Below are 21,024 nucleotides of genomic sequence, written 5' to 3' on the forward strand. Positions count from 1 at the left end.
TTCTGGCGCGGCCGCGATATCTCGGGTGGGCGCGCCCCTGCCTTTATGGTATCTTCCCCAGCGGTCCCGTGAAAACCGCTAACCAGAATCCATGACCCTGATTTCACTGATTCTTGCCCTGGCCCTGGAGCAATTGCGCCCGCTCGGCAATCGCAACCGGGTGTGGCTGATGTTCACCCGTTACGCCAACCATCTTGAGCGCAACCTGAATGCCGGAGCCGAGCGCCACGGCGTGCTGGCCTGGCTGGCCGCCATCGTGCCGGCTCTGCTGCTGAGCCTGCTGCTGTTCTATTCGCTGAAGGCGATGAGTCCTATTCTGGCGCTGGCCTTCAATGTGCTGGTGTTGTATCTGACCATGGGCTTCCGCCATTTCTCCAGCGCTTTTTCCGAGATTTCCCAGGCGCTGGCTGAAGGGCGGGAGTACGACGCCCGCGTGGCGCTGGCCAACTGGACCGGCCTGCCGACCGCGGAGCTGTCGGTGGAGGAGATTTCCCGGCTGGCGATCGAGCAGGGCGTGGTCGACAGCTACCGCCACGTGTTCGGCACGATGTTCTGGTTCGTGGTGCTGCCGGGGCCGTCCGGCGCCTTGCTGTACCGCTTGTGTTCTATGCTGAATCAGAAGTGGGGCAGCCGGAATGCCGATGAAGATCCGTTCGGCCTGTTCGCCGCCCGCTTCGCTGCCTGGCTGGATTGGATTCCCGTGCGGCTGACTGCGATCTCGTTCGCGATCATGGGCGATTTCGAGGATGCGGTCTATTGCTGGCGTTCCCAGGCGCGAACCTGGGGCAACTACGCCAACGGCATCCTGCTGGCGTCCGCCGCCGGCGCGCTGGGCGTCAAGCTGGGCGATCCGCTGCGCCAGGACTATTCGGTGAAATACCGGCCGGAACTGGGTCTGGGCGACGAAGCCGATCCCAGCTTCTTGAAAAGCGCGGTCGGCTTGGTGTGGCGCTCCGCCCTGCTGTGGCTTGCCGTGACGCTGCTGATCAGCGTGGTTGCCCATATGGGTTGATCTCGTGTCGCCGCCTGAGGGCGGCGCGTTTTTGTCTGCCGCCGGTTTAGAGCGGCCAGCAAGGCAAGAGCCCGGAGCCGGGCGATGCCGGGTGAGTCTGGCCGCTGTTATTGATGAACATCGGGGCGCGTTGGCGCGGAAGGCGCAACGTGCCCTTACGTATTGCAGGAGTGTGTTGAATGTTGTTTTCCGAACTCGGCTTGTCGCCGGAAATCCTGCGCGCGATCGACGAGCAGGGCTATAGCCAGCCGACGCCGATCCAGGAGAAGGCGATTCCCCTGGTGCTGTCCGGCCGCGACTTGCTGGCCGCGGCCCAGACCGGCACCGGCAAGACCGCGGCCTTCATGCTGCCGATCCTGGAGCGGCTGAAGAAGTTCGCCAATACCAGCGTGTCGCCGGCGATGCACCCGATCCGCGCGCTGGTGCTGTCTCCGACCCGCGAGCTGGCGGACCAGATCGGCGTCAACGTGCAGAGCTACACCAAGTACCTGCCGCTGCGCGCCACCACCGTGTACGGCGGCGTCAATATGGATCCGCAGACCCAGGAACTGCGCCGCGGCGTGGAAGTCCTGATCGCGACCCCGGGCCGCCTGCTGGACCACATCCAGCAGAAAACCGTGCAGCTGAACAAGGTGGAAGTGCTGGTGTTGGACGAAGCCGACCGCATGCTGGACATGGGCTTCATCCAGGATATCCGCAAGATCATGGGCATGTTGCCGAAAGAGCGCCAGACGCTGTTGTTCTCCGCGACCTTCGCGCCGGAGATCAAGCGCCTGGCCGCCGATTTCATGCATACGCCGCAGACTGTGGAAGTCGCGCGCCAGAACGCCACCAACGAGCAGGTCGAGCAACTGGTGTTCAAGGTGGACAACTTCAAGAAGCGCCAAGTGCTGGCCCACTTGATCCGTTCGCGCGAGATGAGCCAGGTGATCGTGTTCTGCAAGACCAAGATCAGCGCCGACCAGCTGGCGCGCGATCTGAAGCGCGACGGTCTGGACGCCGAAGCCATCCATGGCGACAAGACTCAGGGCACGCGCCTGGAGACGCTGGCCGCGTTCAAGGAAGGCAAGCTGCGCGTGCTGGTGGCCACCGACGTCGCCGCGCGCGGCCTGGATATTTCCGAGCTGCCCTATGTGGTGAACTTCGAGATGCCCAATTCGCCGGAGGACTACGTGCACCGCATCGGCCGCACCGGCCGCGCCGGCGCCAAGGGCGTGGCGATTTCTCTGATGGGTCCGGAGGAGACGCGCCAGCATGAGGCGATTGAAAAACTGACCAAGCAGACGCTGACGCCGCAGAGCGTCGATGGATTCTGGGCGCCGGCGCAGGCGCCGCAGCGGCCGAGACCGGCTCAGACGCGCGAAGCGCCGTCGCGCGATCTGGCTCCGGTGCAAGCGCCGGTGTTGTCGGCAGGCAAGGGCGAAGGGTTGAAGCAAGCCCGCCCGGGCCGCCGCAACCGCAAGGAAAAGCGCGAGGTTCCGGCCTTGCTGCTGCCGCCGCGCTACAAAGTCGAAATCATCCGTTAATGGCTGTTAACGAAACCCCGCTGAGGCGGGGTTTTGTTTTGGCGGCGGTTCTGGCGGAACGGCAGTATGCTGGGAAAAGGAAACGGATCTCCCCGGCGAGGAAGTCGATGACGAAGAACAGAAGGTGGATTTACGTTTGCGGCGCAGGCGGGATGCTGCTGGCCGCGGCTTGCCAGGCAGGACCTGTGCAGGTGCGGGCGGAGCAGCCGATGTCGTATGGCGATGGCGGCGTGGTTCTGGGCCCGCCCTTTCAAGGCGGCAGCTCCGCGGCGGAGGCGGCGCGGCTGTACCGGCTGCGGGCTTTGGTGCATGAGGCCGCCATCCATTGCAACGATCCCAATTGCCCGATCTGCCATCCGCAGCGCCGTCAATCGGGGCCGCTTTGACGTGAGGCGCGAAAAACGCCGGCCGCGTTCCCGCAGCCGGCGTTTTTGTTTTCAGGATGGATGTCAGGCGTTGTCGCCGGGGCGCAGGGGCAGCGCGGCGATGTCGCGAACCGGGGTGCCGGCATCGCGTTTGGCGTCGGCGTGGCGGAATTGGTCGCGCACTTCCTGAACCAGCAGGAAGGGGGTGTCCGCTGGCCAGGATTCGCTCCAAGTGGTGGCTGCCATCGGCTGCGCCGACAGCGGCGGCGCGTGATTGACGGCGTAAGTCTCGAATTGCCAGAGCAGGCTCAGCATCAGCAGCGTCGGCACGCCGCGGCGCCAGGCATGGAAAACGGGTGTGGTCATGGTGGGGATAGACCGTCCATCCAGGTTAAAGTTGCCTGACAGATTATACGGACGGAAATGAAAATGGAATAGTTTCCGGTCCGGCCGCCGCCGGAGACCGCTGCTCAGGCGGGGCGGCCCAGGCCGCGGGGCTCCTCCAGCCCGGCCGGATCGATGTGGGTCATCACGTCCAGCACCGGCAGCTCATTCAGCACGCGGCCGCGGGCGTGCTCGGTGATTTCATGGGCCTGGTAGACATTGATGCGGCCATCCACTTCCAGATGCACGTCCACCAGGATCAGGTCGCCCATCTTGCGGGTGCGCAGGTCGTGGATGCCGACGATGCCGGGCGTGCCCAGCAGGGTGTCGCGTATGGCCGCGATGTCTTCCTCGCTGGCCGCGCGGTCCATCAGGTCGTGCAGCGCGTCCCAAGCGAAGCTCCAGCCCATTTTTCCCACCAGCAGGCCGACGACCAGGGCTGCCACCGGGTCCAGGATCGGATAGCCCATCAGATTGCCGGCCACGCCGGCGGCGACAACCAGCGAGGACGCGGCATCGGAGCGCGCGTGCCAGGCGTTGGCCACCAGCATGCTGGAGCGCACCCGTTGCGCCACCGCCAGCATGTAGCGGAACAAGGTTTCCTTGGCCAGCAGAGCCAGCGCGGCGATCCACAAGGCGAGCGAATGCACCGAGGGGATGTCTTCAGGACGCAGGAATTTGCCTGCAGCCGAGTACAGCATGCCGCCGCCGACGGCCAGCAGCAATAGTCCGAGAACCAGCGACGCGGCGTTTTCGTAGCGCTGGTGGCCATAGTGATGATCGTCGTCCGGCGCCTTGCCGCTGTGCCGGCCGGCCAGCAGGACAACGAAGTCGGCGAACAGGTCGGACAGCGAGTGCACCCCGTCGGCTATCAGCGCCGAGGAATGCGACCACGCGCCGGCCACGATCTGCAGCGTGGACAGCACGATATTGACGGCGACGCTGACCAAGGTGCTGCGGCGCGCGGCCTGTCGGCGCTCGGCGCTGTCGGTTTCGTCGCGGACTGGGATGTGGACTTGGCTCATGGTGATTCGCATCGGCGGGTCATCTCGGTATTTTCCCATTGTTTTTTCTATCAGTCATTAAATTTTGATTTAAAAAGTAAATGATAATGAAAACGATAATGAGCTGCAGAGACCATGATATTCATATGGGTAAGCCTCCCGCGACCGGACAATGAGCGCGGAATCGCCGGGAGGAGGCGGCATCGATTGCCTTCCTAGAAACGCTGCGAAGCCAGGTAGAGCAGATAGGCCAGCGACAGCAGCACCAGCGTGCCGCTGAGCCAGCAGGCCAGCCATCCGAGCAGCCGCCGCCGGCTCTGCCGGCGGGCTAGCGCCCATGCCGACCGCCTGGCGGCGCGGTCGAATAGAAGCAACCAGCCTTGCAGGGTAATGTCGGCCCAGCGTTCGACGCCGCGCCGCAACCGGGCGCCGTCAGGATGGAGGCCGTGGGGCGGGAATAACAGTTTCATGGCTTGGCACCGCGCCTGACGCTCTCTCTTTGAAATTAGCAGACCCGGATCCGCCGCGCCGTTGAAACCCCGCGTCGCGGGGGCGACTGCCGCTATAATCCGCGGATGGACAACGCACACACTCCCCCATTCGCCGGCCTGACGCCGGATGCCATTCTCGACGCCGTGGAAAGCCTGGGTCTGCGCGCCAGCGGCAGCCTGCTGGCGCTCAACAGCTATGAAAACCGCGTTTACCAGGTGGGGCTGGATGACGAAGCGCCGCTGGTGGCCAAGTTTTATCGTCCGGAGCGCTGGAGCGACGAGGCCATTCTGGAGGAGCACGCGTTCTCCCTGCAGCTGGCCGAGCGCGAGATTCCGGCGGTGCCGCCGCTGGTTTTCGATGGCCGCACCTTGCACAGCCATGGCGGCTTCCGCTTCGCCCTGTTCGCCCGACGCGGCGGGCGGGTGCCGGAGTTGGACCGGAACGAGACGCTGCAATGGGTGGGCCGCTTTCTGGGCCGCATCCACGCGGTGGGCCGGACCGAGGCCTATCGCCACCGTCCGACGCTGGATATCCAGAGCTTCGGCCGCGAGCCGGTGGATTTTCTGCTGAATGGCCGCTTGCTGCCGCCGGAGCTGGAGGAGGTCTACCGCGGCGTGGCGGAGCAGGCGCTGCAGGGCGTGGCGCGCTGTTTCGAGCGAGCCGGCGCGGTGGCACAGCTCAGGCTGCACGGCGATTGCCATGTCGGCAATCTGCTGTGGACCGACGCGGGGCCGCATTTTGTCGATTTCGACGATAGCCGCACCGGTCCGGCGGTGCAGGACCTGTGGATGCTGCTGTCCGGCGATCGGGCGGAGCAGTCGCGCCAGCTGGGCGAGGTGATGGCCGGTTACGAGGATTTCTGCGAATTCGACCTGCGCGAACTCAACCTGCTGGAAGGCTTGCGCACCTTGCGGCTGCTGCACTACAGCGCCTGGCTGGCGCGCCGCTGGCATGATCCGGCCTTCCCGGCGGCCTTTCCCTGGTTCGGCGCGCAGCGTTACTGGGAGGAGCAGATCCTGGCCTTGCGCGAGCAGATCGCGCTGATGGACGAGCCGCCGCTGTGGTCGTGCTGAGCGGCGCTCAGCTCGCGGCGCCGGTGGTGGGCAGCACCGGCGGCTGCCGGGTCCACTCCAGGAAGGCGGCGGCGGGCAGCGGCCGGGCGAAGTAATAGCCCTGGCCCAGCTGGCAGCCGCGCTCCGACATCAGCCGGTAGTCCTCCGCGGTTTCTATGCCTTCGGCGACCGTGGACAGCTGCAGCCGGCGGGCCATTTCGATGATGCTGTTGAAGACGGCTTGAAGGTGGGGCTTGTCGGAGATGCCGGTGACCAGGGATTGGTCGATTTTCAGCTCGGTGAAGGGGAAGCGGGTCAGCTGCTGCAGGGTGGCGAAACCGGTGCCGAAATCGTCGATCGACAGGCCCAGTCCCGCCAGCCGCAATCGGACCGCGCAGCCTATCGCCTGCGCCAGGTTGTCGACGATGGCGGTTTCCGTCACCTCGAATATGATGAAGCGCGGCGGCACGTGGCTGCCGCGCACATAGCACTCTATCTCGTCCACCAGGTCGTCGCCGCGCAGCGACAGCGCGGACAGATTGACCGACAGCGGCAGGCGCAGGCCGTGGCGCGCCCACTCCTGCCATTGCGTCAGGCCCTGGCGCAGCATCAGCATGGTCAGTTCGGTGGCCCAGCCGTTTTCCTCTATCACCGGGATGAAGCGGCTGGGCGGGATCAGCCCCTGGTCGGGATGCTGCCAGCGCGCCAGCATTTCGGCGCCCTTGACCTTGCCGTCGGCCAGGTTCACCTTGGGCTGGTAGTAGGGAATGATCTGGCCTTTCTCCAGCGCGACGCGGACTTCATCCTCCGCCAGCGGCGCATCGTCGGCCCGTTCCACCTTCGGCGTCCAGACGCGGTGCATCAGGTCTAGCAGGGCGGGCAGCTGCAGCGGTTTTTGCAGGCAGCCCAGCACCGGCAGGCCCAGTTCCCGTCCCATCAGCTCCACGGTGGAAATCAGCAGGTAATCCTTGCCCGAGGTGATGATGACGGGCGCGCTCAGGCCGGAGCGCGCCATCTCCTGCATCACCTGCACGCCGTCCTGTTTGGGCATCTCCAGATCCAGCAGCAGCAGGTCGGGCATCTGCACCCGCATCAAGGTCAGGCCGCGCTCGCCGTCAGGGGCTTCCCGCACGCTGGCGATGCCGAGTTGGCGGCACAGGTCCGTCGCGTGCTGGCGCTGCACCCGGCTGTCGTCGATGATCAGAATGTCGTGGATGTCCATGCGGCGGGATTCGTCCTGTTCAGCGGCAGATGGCCTTGGCGATCAGTTCCAGCGACATCACCTCATCGGCGGCGCCCAGCTTGATCGCTTCCTTGGGCATGCCGAACACCACGCAGCTTTCTTCGTCCTGGGCGATGGTCTTGGAGCCGCAATCATGCATTTCCTTCAGGCCCTTGGCGCCGTCGTCCCCCATGCCGGTCATGATGATGCCCAGCGCGTTCTTGCCGGCGAACTTGGCTGCGGAGCGGAACAGCACGTCCACTGACGGCTTGTGGCGGCTCACCAGCGGGCCGTCCACCACTTCCACCTGATAGTAGGCGCCGCTGCGCTTGACCATCATGTGCTTGCCGCCGGGGGCGATCAGCGCGCGGCCAGGCAGGATGCGATCGCCGTTGTCGGCCTCCTTCACCTCGATCTGCGACAGGCTGTTCAGCCGCTCGGCGAAGGAGCGGGTGAATTTCTCCGGCATGTGCTGGACGATGGCCAGGCCGGGGCAGGTCCGCGGCAGTTGGGTCAGCACCGCCTCCAGCGCCTGGGTGCCGCCGGTGGAGGTGCCGATGGCGATGATGCGCTCGGTGGTGGCGAACACATTGCTGCCGGTGGGCGCGGACAGGATGGCGTCGGCCGACAGCTTGGGCCGGGTTTCCAGCGGGTTGCTGCTGCTGGCCGACGGCATCACCCGCACCCGGTTCATCCGCGCGGCGGCGGCGCAGCGCACCGCCATCACCAGTTCGTGCGAGCTCTCTTCGAGGAAGCCCTTGACGCCGGAGACCGGCTTGGCGATGACCTCCACCGCGCCGGCGGCCATCGCCTGCATGCTGATGTCGGTGCCTTTCTGCGTCAGCGACGAACAGATCACCACCGGCGTCGGCCGGCTGGCCATCAGCTGCTTCAGGAAGGTGATGCCGTCCATTCGCGGCATCTCCACATCCAGCACGATCACGTCCGGCCAGTGCGCCTTCATCTTGTCCATCGCCATATAGGGGTCGTTGGCGACATCCATCACCTCGATGCCGCTGGCCGCGGTGAATACCTGGCTCAACACCTGGCGGACCACGGCGGAGTCGTCGACGATCAAAACCTTGATGCTCATTTGCGCGTCCTCGTGTTGGGAGCCTGCTCCAGCTCGGCTTCTTGCGATTGTTTGATCCAGACGTTGCCGCTGGAGACATCGAACAGCACCAGGCGCGGACAGTTGCCGCCCAGGTCCTCGGCCAGCAACTTCAGGCCGAGCTGCTTCACCATGGAACGCGCCTGTTGAATATTGCGGGAGGGCACATCGTGGCTGAGCTTGCGTTCCCGGCTCAGCAGCATCGAAGCGCCGCCTATCAGCCTGGCCTGGAATTCCAGCAGCGGCAGGCCGGTGGCCAGAATCTCGCGCAGCAGCAGCAGCATCGCCTCGTCGCCGTAGCGGCCGGACAGCGATTCGCCGCGGTGGGGGGTGCGCTGGGCGAGCAGGTAATGGCACATGCCGCCGACCCTGGCTTGCGGGTGCCACAGCGTGATCGACACGCAGGAGCCCAGCAGGGTGCGGATGCGGGTCTGGCTGTCGCCGAAATGCCAGTCGCCCGGATGCAGGAATACCGCCTCGCCCGCCGGCTCTGCGGTCGGGGAGGGGGGCGAGCGAGGATCGGCGGGAGCCGCCGGGCGCGCCGGCGGAGTGTGCGGCATGGTGCTGGCCTTCCAGGTGCGCGGCTTTGCAGCCGTTGGTGTCGTCATGGTTTCAATCTAGTACAGCGCGTTGTCAGAAGCGGAACATGTCTTCCAGTTCATTGGTTTCGGCGGAGGGCGGCGGCGCGCCCGTCATCGGCGCCGCGGCCGGGAGCGCGCGGCGCGGCAGGTCTCGCGCCGCCGCGGGGCCCAGCTTGAAGAAGGCCATCGCCTGCTGCAGCCGCTCGGCCTGGTGGCTCATTTCCTCCGCGGTGGAGGCCAGTTGCTCGCTGGCGGCGGCGTTTTGCTGGGTCGCGTGGTTCAGATGCTGGACCGCGTGGCTGATCTGGCCGATGCCGCCCGCCTGTTCCCGGGTGGCCGCGGCGATTTCCTGCACCAGATCGGCGGTGCGGCCGCTGGAGCGCACGATCTCCTTCAGCAACTTGCCGGCTTGTTCGGAAACGGTGACGCTGCGCTCGGCCAGGTCGCCGATTTCCTGGGCGGCCACCTGGCTGCGTTCGGCCAGCTTGCGCACCTCGGCGGCCACCACGGCGAAGCCCGCGCCGTGCTTGCCCGCGCGCGCGGCCTCGATGGCGGCGTTCAGCGCCAAGAGATTGGTCTGGTAGGCGATGTCGTCGATGATGCTTATCTTTTCGGCGATCTGCCGCATCGCCGCCACCGTCTGCAGCACCGCCTCGCCGCCCTCGGTGGCCTCGGCGGAGGCTTTTTCCGCGATGGCTTCGGTGGTGCGGGAGTTGTCGCTGGTCTGATTGATCGACGCCGACACCTGTTCGATCGAGGCCGAGCTCTGCTGCAGGCCGGCGGCCGAGGTGCTGGCGCCTTGCGACAGCGCCATCGCGGTCGAGCTGACTTGCTGCGCGGCGCAGGCGATGCCGTCCGAGCTGTTCTTCACTTCGGCGATGATGGCGAGCAGCTGCCGGCACATCTGCTGCACGGAGTCGGACAGGCTGCCCGCCGGCGCGGGCGGCATCTCGATGTCCAGCCGGCCGGTCGCCACCTCGCCGGCGATCCGCGCCACCTCGTGCGGCTCGCCGCCCAGGCCGCGGATCAACTGACGGTAGATCATGATCAGCGATCCGACCAGCAGCACCAGCACCAGCGCGCTGACCGCCGCCACGGCGGAGAAGGTTTGCGCGGTGATCCGCTGCGCCTCGCTCTCCATCCGCGTCTGCCGGTCCATGGTCTTGGCGATCAGCGGCTGCATCGCCTGGTCGTTGCGGTCGTATTGCGCCGACAGGCGGTCGAACGACTGGTTGATCGCCAGCTGGTCATGGGCTTCCAGTGCCGGCAGGTAGCGGGTGTCGATCTCCTGGAAGAAGGCGTCGGCCGATTGCCGCACCTGCTGCGTCAGCAGGTCGCGCAGTTCTGGCGGCAGTTCGCTGTTGCCCCATTTCTTCTGGCCGTCGTAGAAGATGGCGCGCTGCTTCTGCAACTGGCTGGTCAACTGCTGGCGTATCGACGGATCGTTGGTGTTGCGCAGCTGGTTGGCCAGCAGGAAGCTGGAGATCAGCTGCTGGGTGGGGGGATCCAGATCGTTGATGAAATCCTTGCCTATCACCACCTGGTGGTACATGGCGCCGTTGATCATCACGGTGCGCAGGCCTTGCCAGGCGGTGAGGGTCAGCCCTCCCAGTCCCAGCAGCACGCAGGCGGCCAGCAGGATGAATTGCCGGCGGACGGTGAATGTTTTCATCTTGGTTCCAGGCGGAGTTGTGGAGTCATTCTTCCTGGGCCTCTTCCTGCCGGCTCAGTTCGGACAGCAGCGACATCTCGCCCACCGACAGCACCTTGTCCACGTCCAGCATCACCACGAAGCGGTTGTCTATCCTGGCCATGCCGGAGATGAAGTCGACGCGTATCTTGCTGCCGAACTGCGGCGGTGGCTCGATCTCGCTGTCGGGAATGGCCAGCACTTCGTGCACGGTGTCCACCAGCACGCCGATCAGCTGCCACTGCTCGTCGTGTTCCACTTCGATGATGACGATGCAGGTGCGGCGGTTGATCGCGGTTTCGTCGCGGCCGAAGCGCAGCGACAGGTCGATCACCGGCACCACCGCGCCGCGCAGATTCATCACGCCGCGGATGAAGGGCGGCATCAGCGGCACCGACGTCGGCTTGATGTATTCCAGGATTTCCCGTATCCGCAGGATGCCGATGGCGAAGGTTTCGCCGGCGAGCTGAAAGGTCAGGAACTGCCGCACCTCGCCCTGAGCGCCCGGCTCCGGGGCGGCTTCGCTGCGGCGGAGAATATTGAGTGAGGCCATGTCTGTGTCTCTCCTGCCGGTTCAGAACTGCATGAAGCCGTGAAGGTCCGGCGCCGGCGGCGGCTTGCTGGAGGCGCCGGGCTGGGGCGCGGCGTGCAGCGATCCCAGGTGGAAAAAGCCTATCAGATCGTGCAGGTTCTCCGCCTGGCGGTTCATTTCCTCCGCGGTGGCGGCCAGTTCTTCGCTGGCGCTGGCGTTCTGCTGGGTGGTCTGGTTCAGTTGCTGCACCGCCAGGCTGATCTGGCCTACGCCGCCCGACTGTTCCTTGGAGGCGGCGGCGATCTCCTGCACCAGGTCCGAGGTGCGGCGGCTGGAGCGGACGATTTCCTCCAGCAGGCTGCCGGCGCCGTCCACCAGGTCGACGCTGCTGCGGGCGAGGCCGCTGATTTCCTGCGCGGCCACCTGGCTGCGTTCGGCCAGCTTGCGCACCTCGGCGGCCACCACGGCGAAGCCCTTGCCGTGCTCGCCGGCGCGGGCGGCCTCGATCGCGGCGTTCAGCGCCAGCAAGTTGGTCTGGTAGGCGATGTCGTCGATGATGCTGATCTTGTCGGCGATCTCGCGCATCGCCCGTATCGTCTGCTGCACCGCCTGGCCTCCCTCGGCGGCTTCGCCGGACGCCTTCTCGGCCATGCTCTCGGTCAGGCGCGCGTTGTCGTTGGTCTGGTTGATCGAATTGGACATCTGCTGCACCGAGGCCGACGTCTCCTCCAGTCCGGACGCTTGCTGGCTGGCGGACTGCGCGATCATCTGCGAGGTGGAGTGGATGTGCTGCGCGGCGACGGAAAGGCTTTCCGAACCGTTTCTCACCTCGCCCAGAATGGCGCCCAGCGTTTGTATGGTCTGCATGATCGAGGCGGCCAGGCTGTCCTGGTCTCCGGCGCGCAGAGGAATCTGGCCGTTCAGGTTGCCGCCGGCGACCTGGCGCATCAGCTCGGCCACCTGCCGCGGCTCGCCTCCCAGCGTGCGCAGCAGGTCGCGGCGGATCAGCAGGCTGATCGCCAGGCTGGAGAGCAGCGCGATTCCCGCCAGCAGCAGCAGGCGGTTGCGGCTGTCGGAGTAGGTTTCTTCCCCTTGACGGGTCAGGTCGTCGTTCAGCTTGTCTTCATAGGCGGCGAGCGCAGTGATGACTTCGTTCAGCTGTCCGCCCTTTCCGGTCAGCATTGCCGCCGCCTCCTTGCTTTGCTGCCTGGCCATCAGCGCCAGCGCCTGAAGGTAGTCTTGATGGACGACGCGGCTGCCGTTCTGGATCGCGTTTATCAACTCCCTCTCGCGTGGCTGGGTGCTGGGCTCGCGCTGGAACATCTGCGCCAGTTGCTGCTCGGTGTCCTGGTAGCGGCGCAGCGAGTCCTGCAGGGCCTGGGCAGTCCGCGTCGCCTCTTCGGGGCTGGCGGCCAGCAGGCCGTTGCGGATGTCGATGCGGATCTGCTGGTTCTGTTCCAGCAACTGGTGGGCCAGCCGCCCCTCGACATTGTTGACCTGGGTGATGTCGTGGATGATGCCGCTGGTGCTGGAGAAGCCATGGAGGGCGGCCGCCACGCACAGCAGCAGCAGGGCGATGATGGCCCCGTAGCCCAGCGCCTGTTTGGTTTGGATGCGCAAGCCGGAGAGGGCGGTCATGGGGTGTTTCCTTGCAAGGGTGTGCCGGGGCGGGAGGCGGCGTCGGCGCGCGGCGGCAGCGCGAAGCGCTCGGACTCCTGGCGGCAGGCGCGCTGTATCAGCGAGGGAACGTCGAGAATCAGCGCGACTTCGCCGGTGCCGAGTATGGTGGAGCCGCTGATCGCCTTAAGGGTGTTGAACAGCGCGCCCAGCGGCTTGATCACGGTCTGGAATTCGCCCTGCAGCGCGTCCACCACCAGGCCGGCCTTGCGCTCGCCGTACTGCACCACCACCACGTTGCGGCGGAGGGCCGCGGCGGGCGGCAGTTCGAAGAAGCTGTCGAGGTGCAGCAGCGGCAGCAGCTCGCCGCGCAGATTGATGCAGTCGTGCACGCCGTTTTCAGGCAGGCCGGCCGGCAGTTCTATGCACTCGATCACGGCCTCCAGCGGCAGCACGAAGGTGGAGGCGGCCACCTCCACCAGAAAACCGTCGATGATGGCCAGCGTCAGCGGCAGCCGGATGCGGAAGGTGGTGCCTTGGCCGGCTTCGCTGTCGATTTCGATATTGCCGTGCAACTGCTCGATGCCGCGCCGGACCACGTCCATGCCGACGCCTCGCCCGGACAGGTTGGTCACTTGGTCGGCGGTGGAGAAGCCGGCCTCGAATATCTGCTGGAACACCACGCTGTCCGGCGGCTCATCGTCCAGGCCGAGCAGGCCGCGCTCGCGCGCCTTGGCCAGGATGCGTCCGCGGTTGAGGCCGCCGCCGTCGTCCGCCACTTCGATCACCACGCTGCCGGATTCGTGGTAGGCGTTGAGCCAGAGATTGCCCTGAGAGGGCTTGCCATGGGCCTGGCGGACTTCGGTGGACTCGATGCCGTGGTCGATGGCGTTGCGCACGATGTGCAGCAGCGGGTCGCCCAGTTTTTCCACCATCGACTTGTCCAGCTCGGTTTCGGCGCCGACGATGCGCAGCTGGATGTCCTTGCCCAGTTCGCGCGAGACGTCGCGGACCACGCGGGGGAAGCGGTGGAAAATTTCCCCTATCTGCACCATGCGCATCGACAGGGTGCCGGTGCGGATCTGCTCGATCAGATTGGCGATGCCCAGCGTCGCTTCCACCAACTGCGTCTGCTGCGAGCGGCGCGCGATCAGGTTCGCCGCGGCGCCGGCGATCACCAGCTCGCCTATCAGGTTGATCAGGCTGTCCAGCTTGCCGGCCTCCACCTTGATGAAGCGGCTCTCGCCGGCGCGTCCGGCGCGGGTTTCGCCATGGGCGGGCGCGGCTTCCGGATGGGGCGGCGCATGCGGGGCGGCCTGGGCGGGGGGAGGCGCGGGCTCGGCGGGAGCGGGATCTGGCCCGGCCGCCGCCAGCGGATGCTCCAGCAAGGGGTCGACGTCGGCGGCGCCTTCCTCAAACGGCTGCGGCTGGCCCAGCGCGCCGAACTGCCGCCAGGCGTTTTCCACTTCCCGCGCCTCGTCCGGCGTAGCGCTGGCGCAGGCCTCGTGTAAATGGGCGGCGGCGATCTTCAGCGGCCAGATGAATAGCTCGCTGTCTTCGCGGACGAATTCGAAGACTTCGTGCAGCGATTTTTCGTCGATGTCGGAGCGATACAGCAGCTCGAAGCGCAGATAGTTGCTTTCGGCGTCGAAATCGGCGCCGGCGGGCAGCCGGCAGGCGATCGCGCGTATCCCCTCCACGGCGCCCAGCGTCGCCAAGTAGCGGATGAAGGAGGAGGGGTCGAGGCCGTTGCGCAGCACATCCGGTCCAAAGCGCAGCGACAGCAGCCAGTGCGCCGATTGGGATGCGGGGGGAGGCGGCTCCTCCCGAGCGGGAGGCTGCATCGCCTGCGGCACGGCCAGGTAGCCGAGCAGCGCGGCCTCCAGCGCCTCGTCGCCCAGCGGCTCCAGCGCGTCGCCGGCGGCCAGCGCCTGGATCAATAGCTTCACATGGTCGTGGCAGCGCAGCAGCAGGCCGACCAGCTCGTCGTCCAGCTTCAGCTTGCCGTCGCGCAGCTGGTCGAGCAGATTCTCGGCCTGGTGGCTGAAGCGCACGATGGGATCCAGGCCGAACAGCCCCGCCGAGCCCTTGATGGTGTGCATGGCGCGGAACAGCGCGCTCAACTGCTCCGAGCTGGTTTGCTCGGCCTCGACGTCGAGCAGGATGCTTTCCATCTCGTCCAGCAGCTCGCGGGACTCTTCCAGGAAAGTCTGCATCGCCTGTTCAAGATCCATCGCCGGCTCCGCTGCGCTTGAACGCCAGTTCGCCCTCCATGCCCATCAGGCGGAGGAATTCGCCCAGCGGACGGCTGGGCTCCAGCAAGCCTATCCGCCTGTCCTGCCTGGCGGCCTCGCGCTGCAGCCACAGCAGCACCTGGAGGCCGGCGCAGTCGATCTCCTCGATCGAGGACAGGTCGAGCAGGATGTCCTCGCCGCTTTGCAGGGCGGCGTCCAGCTCCGCCCGCCATTGCGCGGCCTGGTAGATGGTCTGTTCGTGTCCGGCGACGATCGAAAGCGCCATGTCCGCTCCAGGATTCGTTGGCCGGTTCAGGGCAGGATCAGCTTGGATACCGCGGTCAGCAGCACCGGCGGCTGGAACGGCTTCACCACCCAGGCCTTGGCGCCGGCCTCCTTGCCCTCGCGCTTCTTCTCTTCCGCCGATTCCGTCGTTAGCATGATCACCGGCGTGAATTTGTAATGGGGCAGCTGCTTGATGTTCTTCAGCAGGCTGATGCCGTCCATCTGCGGCATGTTGACGTCCGAGATGATCAGATGGATCTTGCGGCCGTCCAGAATGTCCAGCGCCTCCTTGCCGTTGCCCGCTTCCAGCACTTCATAGCCAGCGCCGGCCAGCGTCATGCGCACCACCTGCCGCAAGGTGGTGGAGTCGTCGACGATCAATATGGTTTTGCCCATCTGCGACTACCCCGTCATTCAGAAAAAAGTGATATCGCTGGGCCCCGGCGCCTTGTCATTGCCTTCCCGGCTGTGAAGCGCGCGTTGCTCGTGGGTGGTGTAACTGTTCTTCAGCGCGGACAGCCAGGCTTCGGTGTCCGGCGGAGGCGGCAATTCGCCTTCGCAATTCAAGGCTTCGTGCAGCGAGGCCTCCAGTTGCCAGATGTCGTTTTGCACGTGGGACAGGATCTGGCTGACCCGGTCCTGGAATTGAAGGTGGGTCAGAACGTCTTCCACGGTGGCGGGCAGGTCGAAGCCGTCGGCCTGGAAGCCGGCGGCGATCTGCTGGTCCAGCGCGTGCAGCCGTTGCGCCAGCGTGCGGGCTTCTCCGGCGATTGCCGTCGCGTGGGCGGCGTCGCCGCCGGACTGGGCCAGCTCGTCCAGCTTCAAGCTGGACTGGCGCAGCTGCTGCAGCTCGGCCGAGAGCCGGCGCTGCAGCTCGGCGGGCGGCTGAGGCGCGTCGGCGGCAGGGCGTTCGGCCGCGTCGATCGCATCCAGGCCGTCATGTTCTGCCGGCTGATGGCCGAGCAGGCGCAGCATGCTGTCGAAACGATGGGTCAAATGGCCGGCTGCCTCGTCTATCTGCTCGCGGCTGAGCGCGATGTGTCCGGCCCATAGCGGCAGCAGAGCATAGACGTGGCTGGCGTAGTCGCGCCAGTAGCTTTCGCCGCCGCCGGAAACCGGCTGGCGGGGAGAGGAGGCGATCGGGACCGGCCACAGCAGCAAAAGCGCGATCAGCAACGAAGTCAGGCCCAGCGCGGGCCAGAACAAGGGATGATTGATCAGCAGCGTATACTGGATTCCCCCGTTGACGGCCAGGCCGATTTGCAGCCGGATCCAGCGCCAGGGTTGAACAGGGGCGATCATGCAAGGGTCCCGTCGGTCGGATGCGTATTCTTCCTACTGTTTGTAGCCGCTGAGCTGTGGGGATGCAAACAGGCAGTCAATTGTCGTAAACCGCCAGAGCCGGGCGCAGACGCCTAATTCCGCCTTGCATTTATCGACATTCTGTGGTCAGAATCGAAGTTCGACATTTCAACCATTTTGAAACAAGAAGCACGTATGGCACTCATCGTACAGAAGTACGGCGGCACCTCGGTCGGGACAACCGAGCGCATCAAGAATGTGGCCCGTCGCGTCGCCAAGTGGAAGGCCCAGGGGCATGATGTGGTGGTGGTGGTTTCCGCGATGAGCGGCGAAACCAATCGCCTGATCGCCCTGGCCAAGGACATTCAGGACTATCCGGACCCGCGCGAGCTGGACGTGATCGTCTCCACCGGCGAGCAGGTCACCATCGGCCTGCTGGCGATGGCGCTGAAGGAAATCGGCGTGCCGGCCAAGAGCTATTGCGGCTGGCAGGTGAAGGTGGTGACCGACCAGGCCCACACCAAGGCCCGCATCCAGTCGATAGACGAGGGCGTGATGCGCGCCGACCTGAAGGAAGGCCGCGTGGTCATCGTCGCCGGCTTCCAGGGCGTGGACGAGGAAGGCAACATCACCACGCTGGGCCGAGGCGGCTCGGATACCTCTGCGGTGGCGCTGGCCGCCGCGCTGAAGGCCGACGAGTGCCAGATCTACACCGACGTCGACGGCGTTTACACCACCGATCCGCGCGTGGTGCCGGAGGCGCGCCGCCTGAAAACGGTCACTTTCGAAGAAATGATCGAGATGGCGTCGCTGGGCTCCAAGGTATTGCAGATACGCTCGGTGGAATTCGCCGGCAAGTACAAGGTGCGCTTGCGCGTGCTCTCCAGCTTCGAGGACGAAGGCGAGGGCACCCTGATTACGTTTGAGGAAGATGAGAGCATGGAAAAGGCGGTAGTGGCAGGCATCGCGTTCGATCGCAACGAAGCCCGCATCAATGTGAAGGGCGTGCCGGACAAGCCGGGCATCGCCTACCAGATCCTGGGCCCGATCGCGGATGCCAACATCGAAGTGGACATGATCATCCAGAATGTCGGCGAGAACGGCACCACCGATTTCTCGTTCACCGTGCCGCGCGGCGAATTCAACCGCGCGCTGGCCATCCTGCGCGAAGTGCAGACCCACATCGGCGCCGCCAAGATCGACGCCGACGACAAGGTGGCCAAGATCTCCATCGTGGGCGTGGGCATGCGTTCGCACTGCGGCATCGCCTCCACCATGTTCCGCACGCTGGCGGAAGAGGGCATCAATATCCAGATGATTTCCACCTCGGAAATCAAGGTGTCGGTGCTGGTGGACGAGAAGTACCTGGAACTGGCGGTTCGCGTTTTGCATAAAGTTTTCGGCCTGGATCAGGCGGCGTAAATATTTTTGCGCAGGTTGCTTGACAGGGGGGGCGCCGATATTTAATATGGCGCTCTCTGAACGGAGAAATGGCCGAGTGGTCGAAGGCACTTCCCTGCTAAGGAAGCATACGGGCTTAAACCTGTATCGAGGGTTCGAATCCCTCTTTCTCCGCCAGAAACTGCACCCGTAGCTCAGTTGGATAGAGTATCTGGCTACGAACCAGAGGGTCGGGCGTTCGAATCGCTCCGGGTGCACCAAGACGTCCCTATAGTTTAGCGGTTAGAACACCGCCCTTTCACGGCGGTAGCCGGGGTTCGATTCCCCGTGGGGACGCCAGGATTCAGAAAAAAGCCTCGCATGAAAATGCGGGGCTTTTTTCATTGCTTTATTCATTTTCGTGCCGGATCGCGTAACAAAGGGATGCCTTGCGGCATCCCTTTCCCGTTTGCGCCTTAGAACTTGTGGTTAAGCTCCAGCCAGGCCTGGCGGCCGTATGGCGCGTAGCTGCCCACCGGGTAGTAGGGCCAGCCGCCGGTGTAGTCCTTCTTGAGGAAATCCTGGACGTTGTTGACGATCAGTCCGATCGATGTCTGCTTGTTCAGCTGGCGGGTGACGCTCAGGTTGGCGAGCACGGTCGGCGTCAGATAACCGCTGCCGGCGCCGTTGGGGATCTTGCCGTAGCGGGTCAGAAGCAGCGTGGACGACCAGTCGCCGATGTTCCAGGTGGTGGTGAAGTCCAGCTTGTCCGGCCAGTCGGTATTGCTCATGTCGGTGAGCTCGTTCTGGGCCGGATCGCCGGCGAATTGCTGGTAGGTGTGGGTCAGCACCTTGGTGTAGGTGGCTTTGAACAGGAAGTCGCCCAGTTTGGCGGTGCGCAGGCGGTACTTGCCGCTGAGGTCGATGCCGCTGGTGCGCTCGCTGGCGGCGTTGATCGGATTGACGACGATGGTGTTGATCGCGCCGGGGTCCACCACTGCGTTGCTCGGATTGCGTATCACGCGGCGGAGCGCGTCCTGGCACTGGGCGGAGCTGGCGTTCAGCTGGCCGCCGCGGCACAGCGCCTCGTCGCGCAGCAGCTTATCGGCGCTGAGGGTGGTGACCAGATCGTCGATGGTGATGTTCCAATAGTCCAGCGAGATGTCGGCGTCGCGGCTGGGAGACCAGACGAAGCCCAGTCCGTACGATTTCCCGCTTTCCGGCTTCAGGCTGGAGTTGCCGTTGCTGATGTAGTTGGAGCCGGGTGAGACGCCGGCGTATTGGCAGTTGGCCAGCGGCTGGCCGGCTTGCGCGCAGCGCCAGTAGTCGGTGGTGGACGAGTAGTAGCCTCGGGTTTGGGTTTGGAACAGGTAGCTCATGTCCGGCGCGCGGAAGCTGGTGGCGTAATTGCTGCGCAGCAGCAGGCTGCTGGTGGGGCGGTATTCCAGGCCGGCGCCGTAGGTGAACTTGCCTTCGCTGTTGGCGGAGGTCTGGTAGCGGTCATAACGGCCGGACAGGGTCAGGTTGACTGGTTTGGCCAGGGGCAGCAGCAGTTCGGCGCCGGCCGCCTCGCGCGAGCGGGAGCCGCTGGCGCCGACGGCCGGGCTGGCGTTGTAAAACACGCCTTGGTTCAGCCGCTGGTCGGGATCGTTGCTGAATCCTTGGCTGCCCCATTCCAGCAGGCCCGCCAGCTTGGCGGGGCCGGCCGGCAATTGGAAGGCCTCGCCGCTGGCGCTCAGGCTGAGCACCTGCAGCCAGGATTTGTTGTTGCCGGTGCTGTCGCCGATCAGGCTGGAGGCTTGCGCCGGCGTCAGCGGCTGGTAGAAGCGGCTGGTGCTGGGGGCGTAGATCGGAACGCCGCTGCCATCGGTTCCGAGCTGCGGGCCGAGGAAGTAGTTGTTGACGCCGGAGAGCAGCATCGGAGTGGTGGTGCGGCTGGTGTAGACCGAGGCGTTGTACGCCGCCTCGTAGTTCCAGCTGCCGGTCAGGTCGCCACGCACGCCCAGCGTCAGGTTGGCCGCCAGGTCGTCCCACTTGCGGTTGTAGTTGCTGGCGCCGCCCAGTTCCTCGGGAGCGAAGCGTTTGTTCCAGATTTCGTAATTGCCGCTGTTCTGGTTCAGGAAGTAGCCTCCCTGGCCGGCGGCCGCGGTCCAGTTGGGGCCGCGGGTGTTGTTTTCGGTGTGCGTGACGCCCAGCATGGCGTCGCTGAACAGCTCGGCATGCGAATTGATCTGGTAATTGAGGCTGAGGAAGCCGCTCTGGCTTTGGGTGGCCGTCTGTATCGTCCAGTACGACGGTTTCAGCAGGCCGCTGGCGCAATAGCCTTTTTGGCTGTTGCCCACAGTGGTGACGCTGTTGGCGAACATGCCGGCGAAATTGCCGCAGGCGCTGCCGGAATCGAGATAAGCGCCGCCGGCGATGCGCCGCGACAGGATGGCGGAGGGGGTTTCTCCAAGGGCGGTGGAGTCGGACATGAAGCCGCGCTGGCGCGACCAGATCGGATTGCGCTTGCTCAATTCCAGGCCGTAGACCACGCTGAGCTGATCCCAGCTTTTGCCGCCGGTCAGCTGCAGCCTGGCGTTTTCGCCGCCGTGATGCTCGGTGGAGCCGATCTTGACGTTGACGGCGGCGCCGTCGGTTTTCTTCTTCAGGATGATGTTGACCACGCCGGCGATGGCGTCGGAGCCGTAGATGGCGGAGGCGCCGCCGTTCAGGATTTCGATGCGGTCTATCAGCGCGGCGGGGATGTTGGCCAGGTTGACGAAGTTGACTTCGCCCTCGTAGGCGATCGGGTAGTCGGCCATGCGGCGGCCGTTGATCAGCGTCAGCGTGTGATTGGGGCCCAGGCCGCGCAGACTGATGGCGTTGGCGGCCGGCGTGAAAGTGTTGCCGAAATCGGCGCCTTGGGTGAAGCCGGTATTCTGTGTCAGGTTGTTCAGGGCGTCGTAGACATTGGTGTAGCCCTGTTTCTCGATGTCGTCGCCGCTGATGACGGTGACGCTGGTCGGGCCTTCCTTGGCGGAGCGGGCGATGCGTGAGCCGGTGACGGTCACGCGCTCCAGCGAGTCGGCGGGTTGGGCGTCGGCCAGCGCGGTCGTTGAGGCGAGCAGCAGCAGGGTGGGCAGCAGTTTCAGCCGGAGAGGGGTTGGCGCGGAATGCACGGAGAGCCTGTTCTTGTGTGGATGTCGGAAAGAACAGAATATCTTTTTGTCATTTTCAATGTGCGAAGAAAAAT

19 protein-coding genes and 3 tRNA genes are annotated in these 21,024 nt (G+C 65.2%); 8 read left to right on the forward strand and 14 right to left on the reverse strand.

The genetic code is table 11. The annotated features are described in order from the left end of the window. Positions 1-91 precede the first annotated feature (91 nt). From ACX17K_RS19350 to ACX17K_RS19360, 3 genes are all read left to right on the forward strand, one after another. Entirely contained in the window at positions 92-1,012 is a 921-nt protein-coding gene (locus ACX17K_RS19350) for a CobD/CbiB family protein (RefSeq protein WP_493776045.1), read from the forward strand. A gap of 179 nt (positions 1,013-1,191) precedes the next feature. Continuing rightward, positions 1,192-2,538 (forward strand): DEAD/DEAH box helicase, encoded by a 1,347-nt coding sequence (locus ACX17K_RS19355; RefSeq protein ID WP_493776046.1) that lies wholly within the window; start codon positions 1,192-1,194, stop codon positions 2,536-2,538. A gap of 107 nt (positions 2,539-2,645) precedes the next feature. Continuing rightward, the gene (locus tag ACX17K_RS19360) at positions 2,646-2,924 is read left to right on the forward strand and encodes a hypothetical protein (protein ID WP_493776047.1); all 279 of its coding nucleotides are present in this window, start codon (positions 2,646-2,648) and stop codon (positions 2,922-2,924) included. Between the two features lie 63 nt (positions 2,925-2,987). On the opposite strand, the gene ACX17K_RS19365 is transcribed toward ACX17K_RS19360, so the two are convergent. The 3 genes from ACX17K_RS19365 to ACX17K_RS19375 all read right to left on the reverse strand — a co-directional run bounded on the left by ACX17K_RS19365 (position 2,988) and on the right by ACX17K_RS19375 (position 4,761). Beyond that, positions 2,988-3,269 carry a hypothetical protein gene (locus ACX17K_RS19365; RefSeq protein ID WP_493776048.1) on the reverse strand — a complete coding sequence of 94 codons (282 nt, stop codon included), beginning with the start codon at positions 3,267-3,269 and terminating at the stop codon, positions 2,988-2,990. A 104-nt stretch (positions 3,270-3,373) separates the two neighbouring features. After that, entirely contained in the window at positions 3,374-4,312 is a 939-nt protein-coding gene (locus ACX17K_RS19370) for a cation diffusion facilitator family transporter (RefSeq protein WP_493776049.1), read from the reverse strand. A 194-nt stretch (positions 4,313-4,506) separates the two neighbouring features. Beyond that, positions 4,507-4,761, reverse strand: coding sequence for a hypothetical protein (locus ACX17K_RS19375; protein WP_493776050.1), 255 nt, complete (start codon positions 4,759-4,761; stop codon positions 4,507-4,509). Between the two features lie 105 nt (positions 4,762-4,866). On the opposite strand from ACX17K_RS19375, the gene ACX17K_RS19380 reads away from it, so the two are divergent. Further along, positions 4,867-5,856, forward strand: a complete 990-nt coding sequence (locus ACX17K_RS19380; RefSeq protein ID WP_493776051.1) for a serine/threonine protein kinase — start codon at positions 4,867-4,869, stop codon at positions 5,854-5,856. Between the two features lie 7 nt (positions 5,857-5,863). Here ACX17K_RS19380 and ACX17K_RS19385 read toward each other — a convergent pair whose 3' ends face one another. From ACX17K_RS19385 to ACX17K_RS19430, 10 genes are read right to left on the reverse strand one after another with little or no spacing between them, the layout of a single operon-like run. Next, positions 5,864-7,057, reverse strand: coding sequence for an EAL domain-containing response regulator (locus ACX17K_RS19385; protein WP_493776052.1), 1,194 nt, complete (start codon positions 7,055-7,057; stop codon positions 5,864-5,866). A 19-nt stretch (positions 7,058-7,076) separates the two neighbouring features. Continuing rightward, entirely contained in the window at positions 7,077-8,150 is a 1,074-nt protein-coding gene (locus ACX17K_RS19390) for a protein-glutamate methylesterase/protein-glutamine glutaminase (protein WP_493776053.1), read from the reverse strand. Then, positions 8,147-8,776, reverse strand: coding sequence for a chemotaxis protein CheD (locus ACX17K_RS19395; RefSeq protein WP_231153066.1), 630 nt, complete (start codon positions 8,774-8,776; stop codon positions 8,147-8,149). Before ACX17K_RS19395 ends, ACX17K_RS19390 begins: the two co-directional genes overlap by 4 nt. Positions 8,777-8,801: 25 nt before the next feature. After that, positions 8,802-10,421 carry a methyl-accepting chemotaxis protein gene (locus ACX17K_RS19400; RefSeq protein ID WP_493776054.1) on the reverse strand — a complete coding sequence of 540 codons (1,620 nt, stop codon included), beginning with the start codon at positions 10,419-10,421 and terminating at the stop codon, positions 8,802-8,804. A 25-nt stretch (positions 10,422-10,446) separates the two neighbouring features. Next, the gene (locus tag ACX17K_RS19405) at positions 10,447-10,992 is read right to left on the reverse strand and encodes a chemotaxis protein CheW (protein WP_493776055.1); all 546 of its coding nucleotides are present in this window, start codon (positions 10,990-10,992) and stop codon (positions 10,447-10,449) included. Positions 10,993-11,013: 21 nt separating this feature from the next. After that, on the reverse strand, positions 11,014-12,609 hold the full coding sequence (locus ACX17K_RS19410) for a methyl-accepting chemotaxis protein (RefSeq protein WP_493776056.1): 1,596 nt from the start codon (positions 12,607-12,609) through the stop codon (positions 11,014-11,016). Beyond that, positions 12,606-14,822, reverse strand: coding sequence for a chemotaxis protein CheA (locus ACX17K_RS19415; protein ID WP_493776057.1), 2,217 nt, complete (start codon positions 14,820-14,822; stop codon positions 12,606-12,608). Before ACX17K_RS19415 ends, ACX17K_RS19410 begins: the two co-directional genes overlap by 4 nt. After that, a complete protein-coding gene (locus ACX17K_RS19420) occupies positions 14,812-15,108 on the reverse strand; it encodes an STAS domain-containing protein (RefSeq protein ID WP_493776058.1) in 297 nt (98 codons plus the stop codon). The genes ACX17K_RS19415 and ACX17K_RS19420 overlap by 11 nt, the downstream gene beginning before the upstream one ends. A 26-nt stretch (positions 15,109-15,134) precedes the next feature. Beyond that, entirely contained in the window at positions 15,135-15,503 is a 369-nt protein-coding gene (locus tag ACX17K_RS19425) for a response regulator (RefSeq protein WP_021475892.1), read from the reverse strand. Between the two features lie 18 nt (positions 15,504-15,521). Then, positions 15,522-16,409, reverse strand: a complete 888-nt coding sequence (locus tag ACX17K_RS19430; RefSeq protein ID WP_493776059.1) for a hypothetical protein — start codon at positions 16,407-16,409, stop codon at positions 15,522-15,524. A gap of 195 nt (positions 16,410-16,604) precedes the next feature. On the opposite strand from ACX17K_RS19430, the gene ACX17K_RS19435 reads away from it, so the two are divergent. From ACX17K_RS19435 to ACX17K_RS19450, 4 genes are all read left to right on the forward strand, one after another. Next, positions 16,605-17,831: an aspartate kinase gene (locus ACX17K_RS19435; protein ID WP_021475890.1), complete on the forward strand. Its 1,227-nt coding sequence runs from the start codon at positions 16,605-16,607 to the stop codon at positions 17,829-17,831. A 62-nt stretch (positions 17,832-17,893) separates the two neighbouring features. After that, positions 17,894-17,987, forward strand: a tRNA-Ser gene (locus ACX17K_RS19440). Between the two features lie 6 nt (positions 17,988-17,993). Further along, positions 17,994-18,070, forward strand: a tRNA-Arg gene (locus ACX17K_RS19445). Between the two features lie 4 nt (positions 18,071-18,074). After that, positions 18,075-18,149: transfer RNA gene (locus tag ACX17K_RS19450), tRNA-Glu, on the forward strand. Between the two features lie 116 nt (positions 18,150-18,265). On the opposite strand, the gene ACX17K_RS19455 is transcribed toward ACX17K_RS19450, so the two are convergent. Then, complete coding sequence (locus tag ACX17K_RS19455) at positions 18,266-20,950, reverse strand: TonB-dependent receptor plug domain-containing protein (protein ID WP_493776060.1); 2,685 nt, start codon at positions 20,948-20,950, stop codon at positions 18,266-18,268. Positions 20,951-21,024: the final 74 nt, after the last annotated feature.

The organism is Chromobacterium sp. INPA-IVC (genome assembly GCF_059047085.1).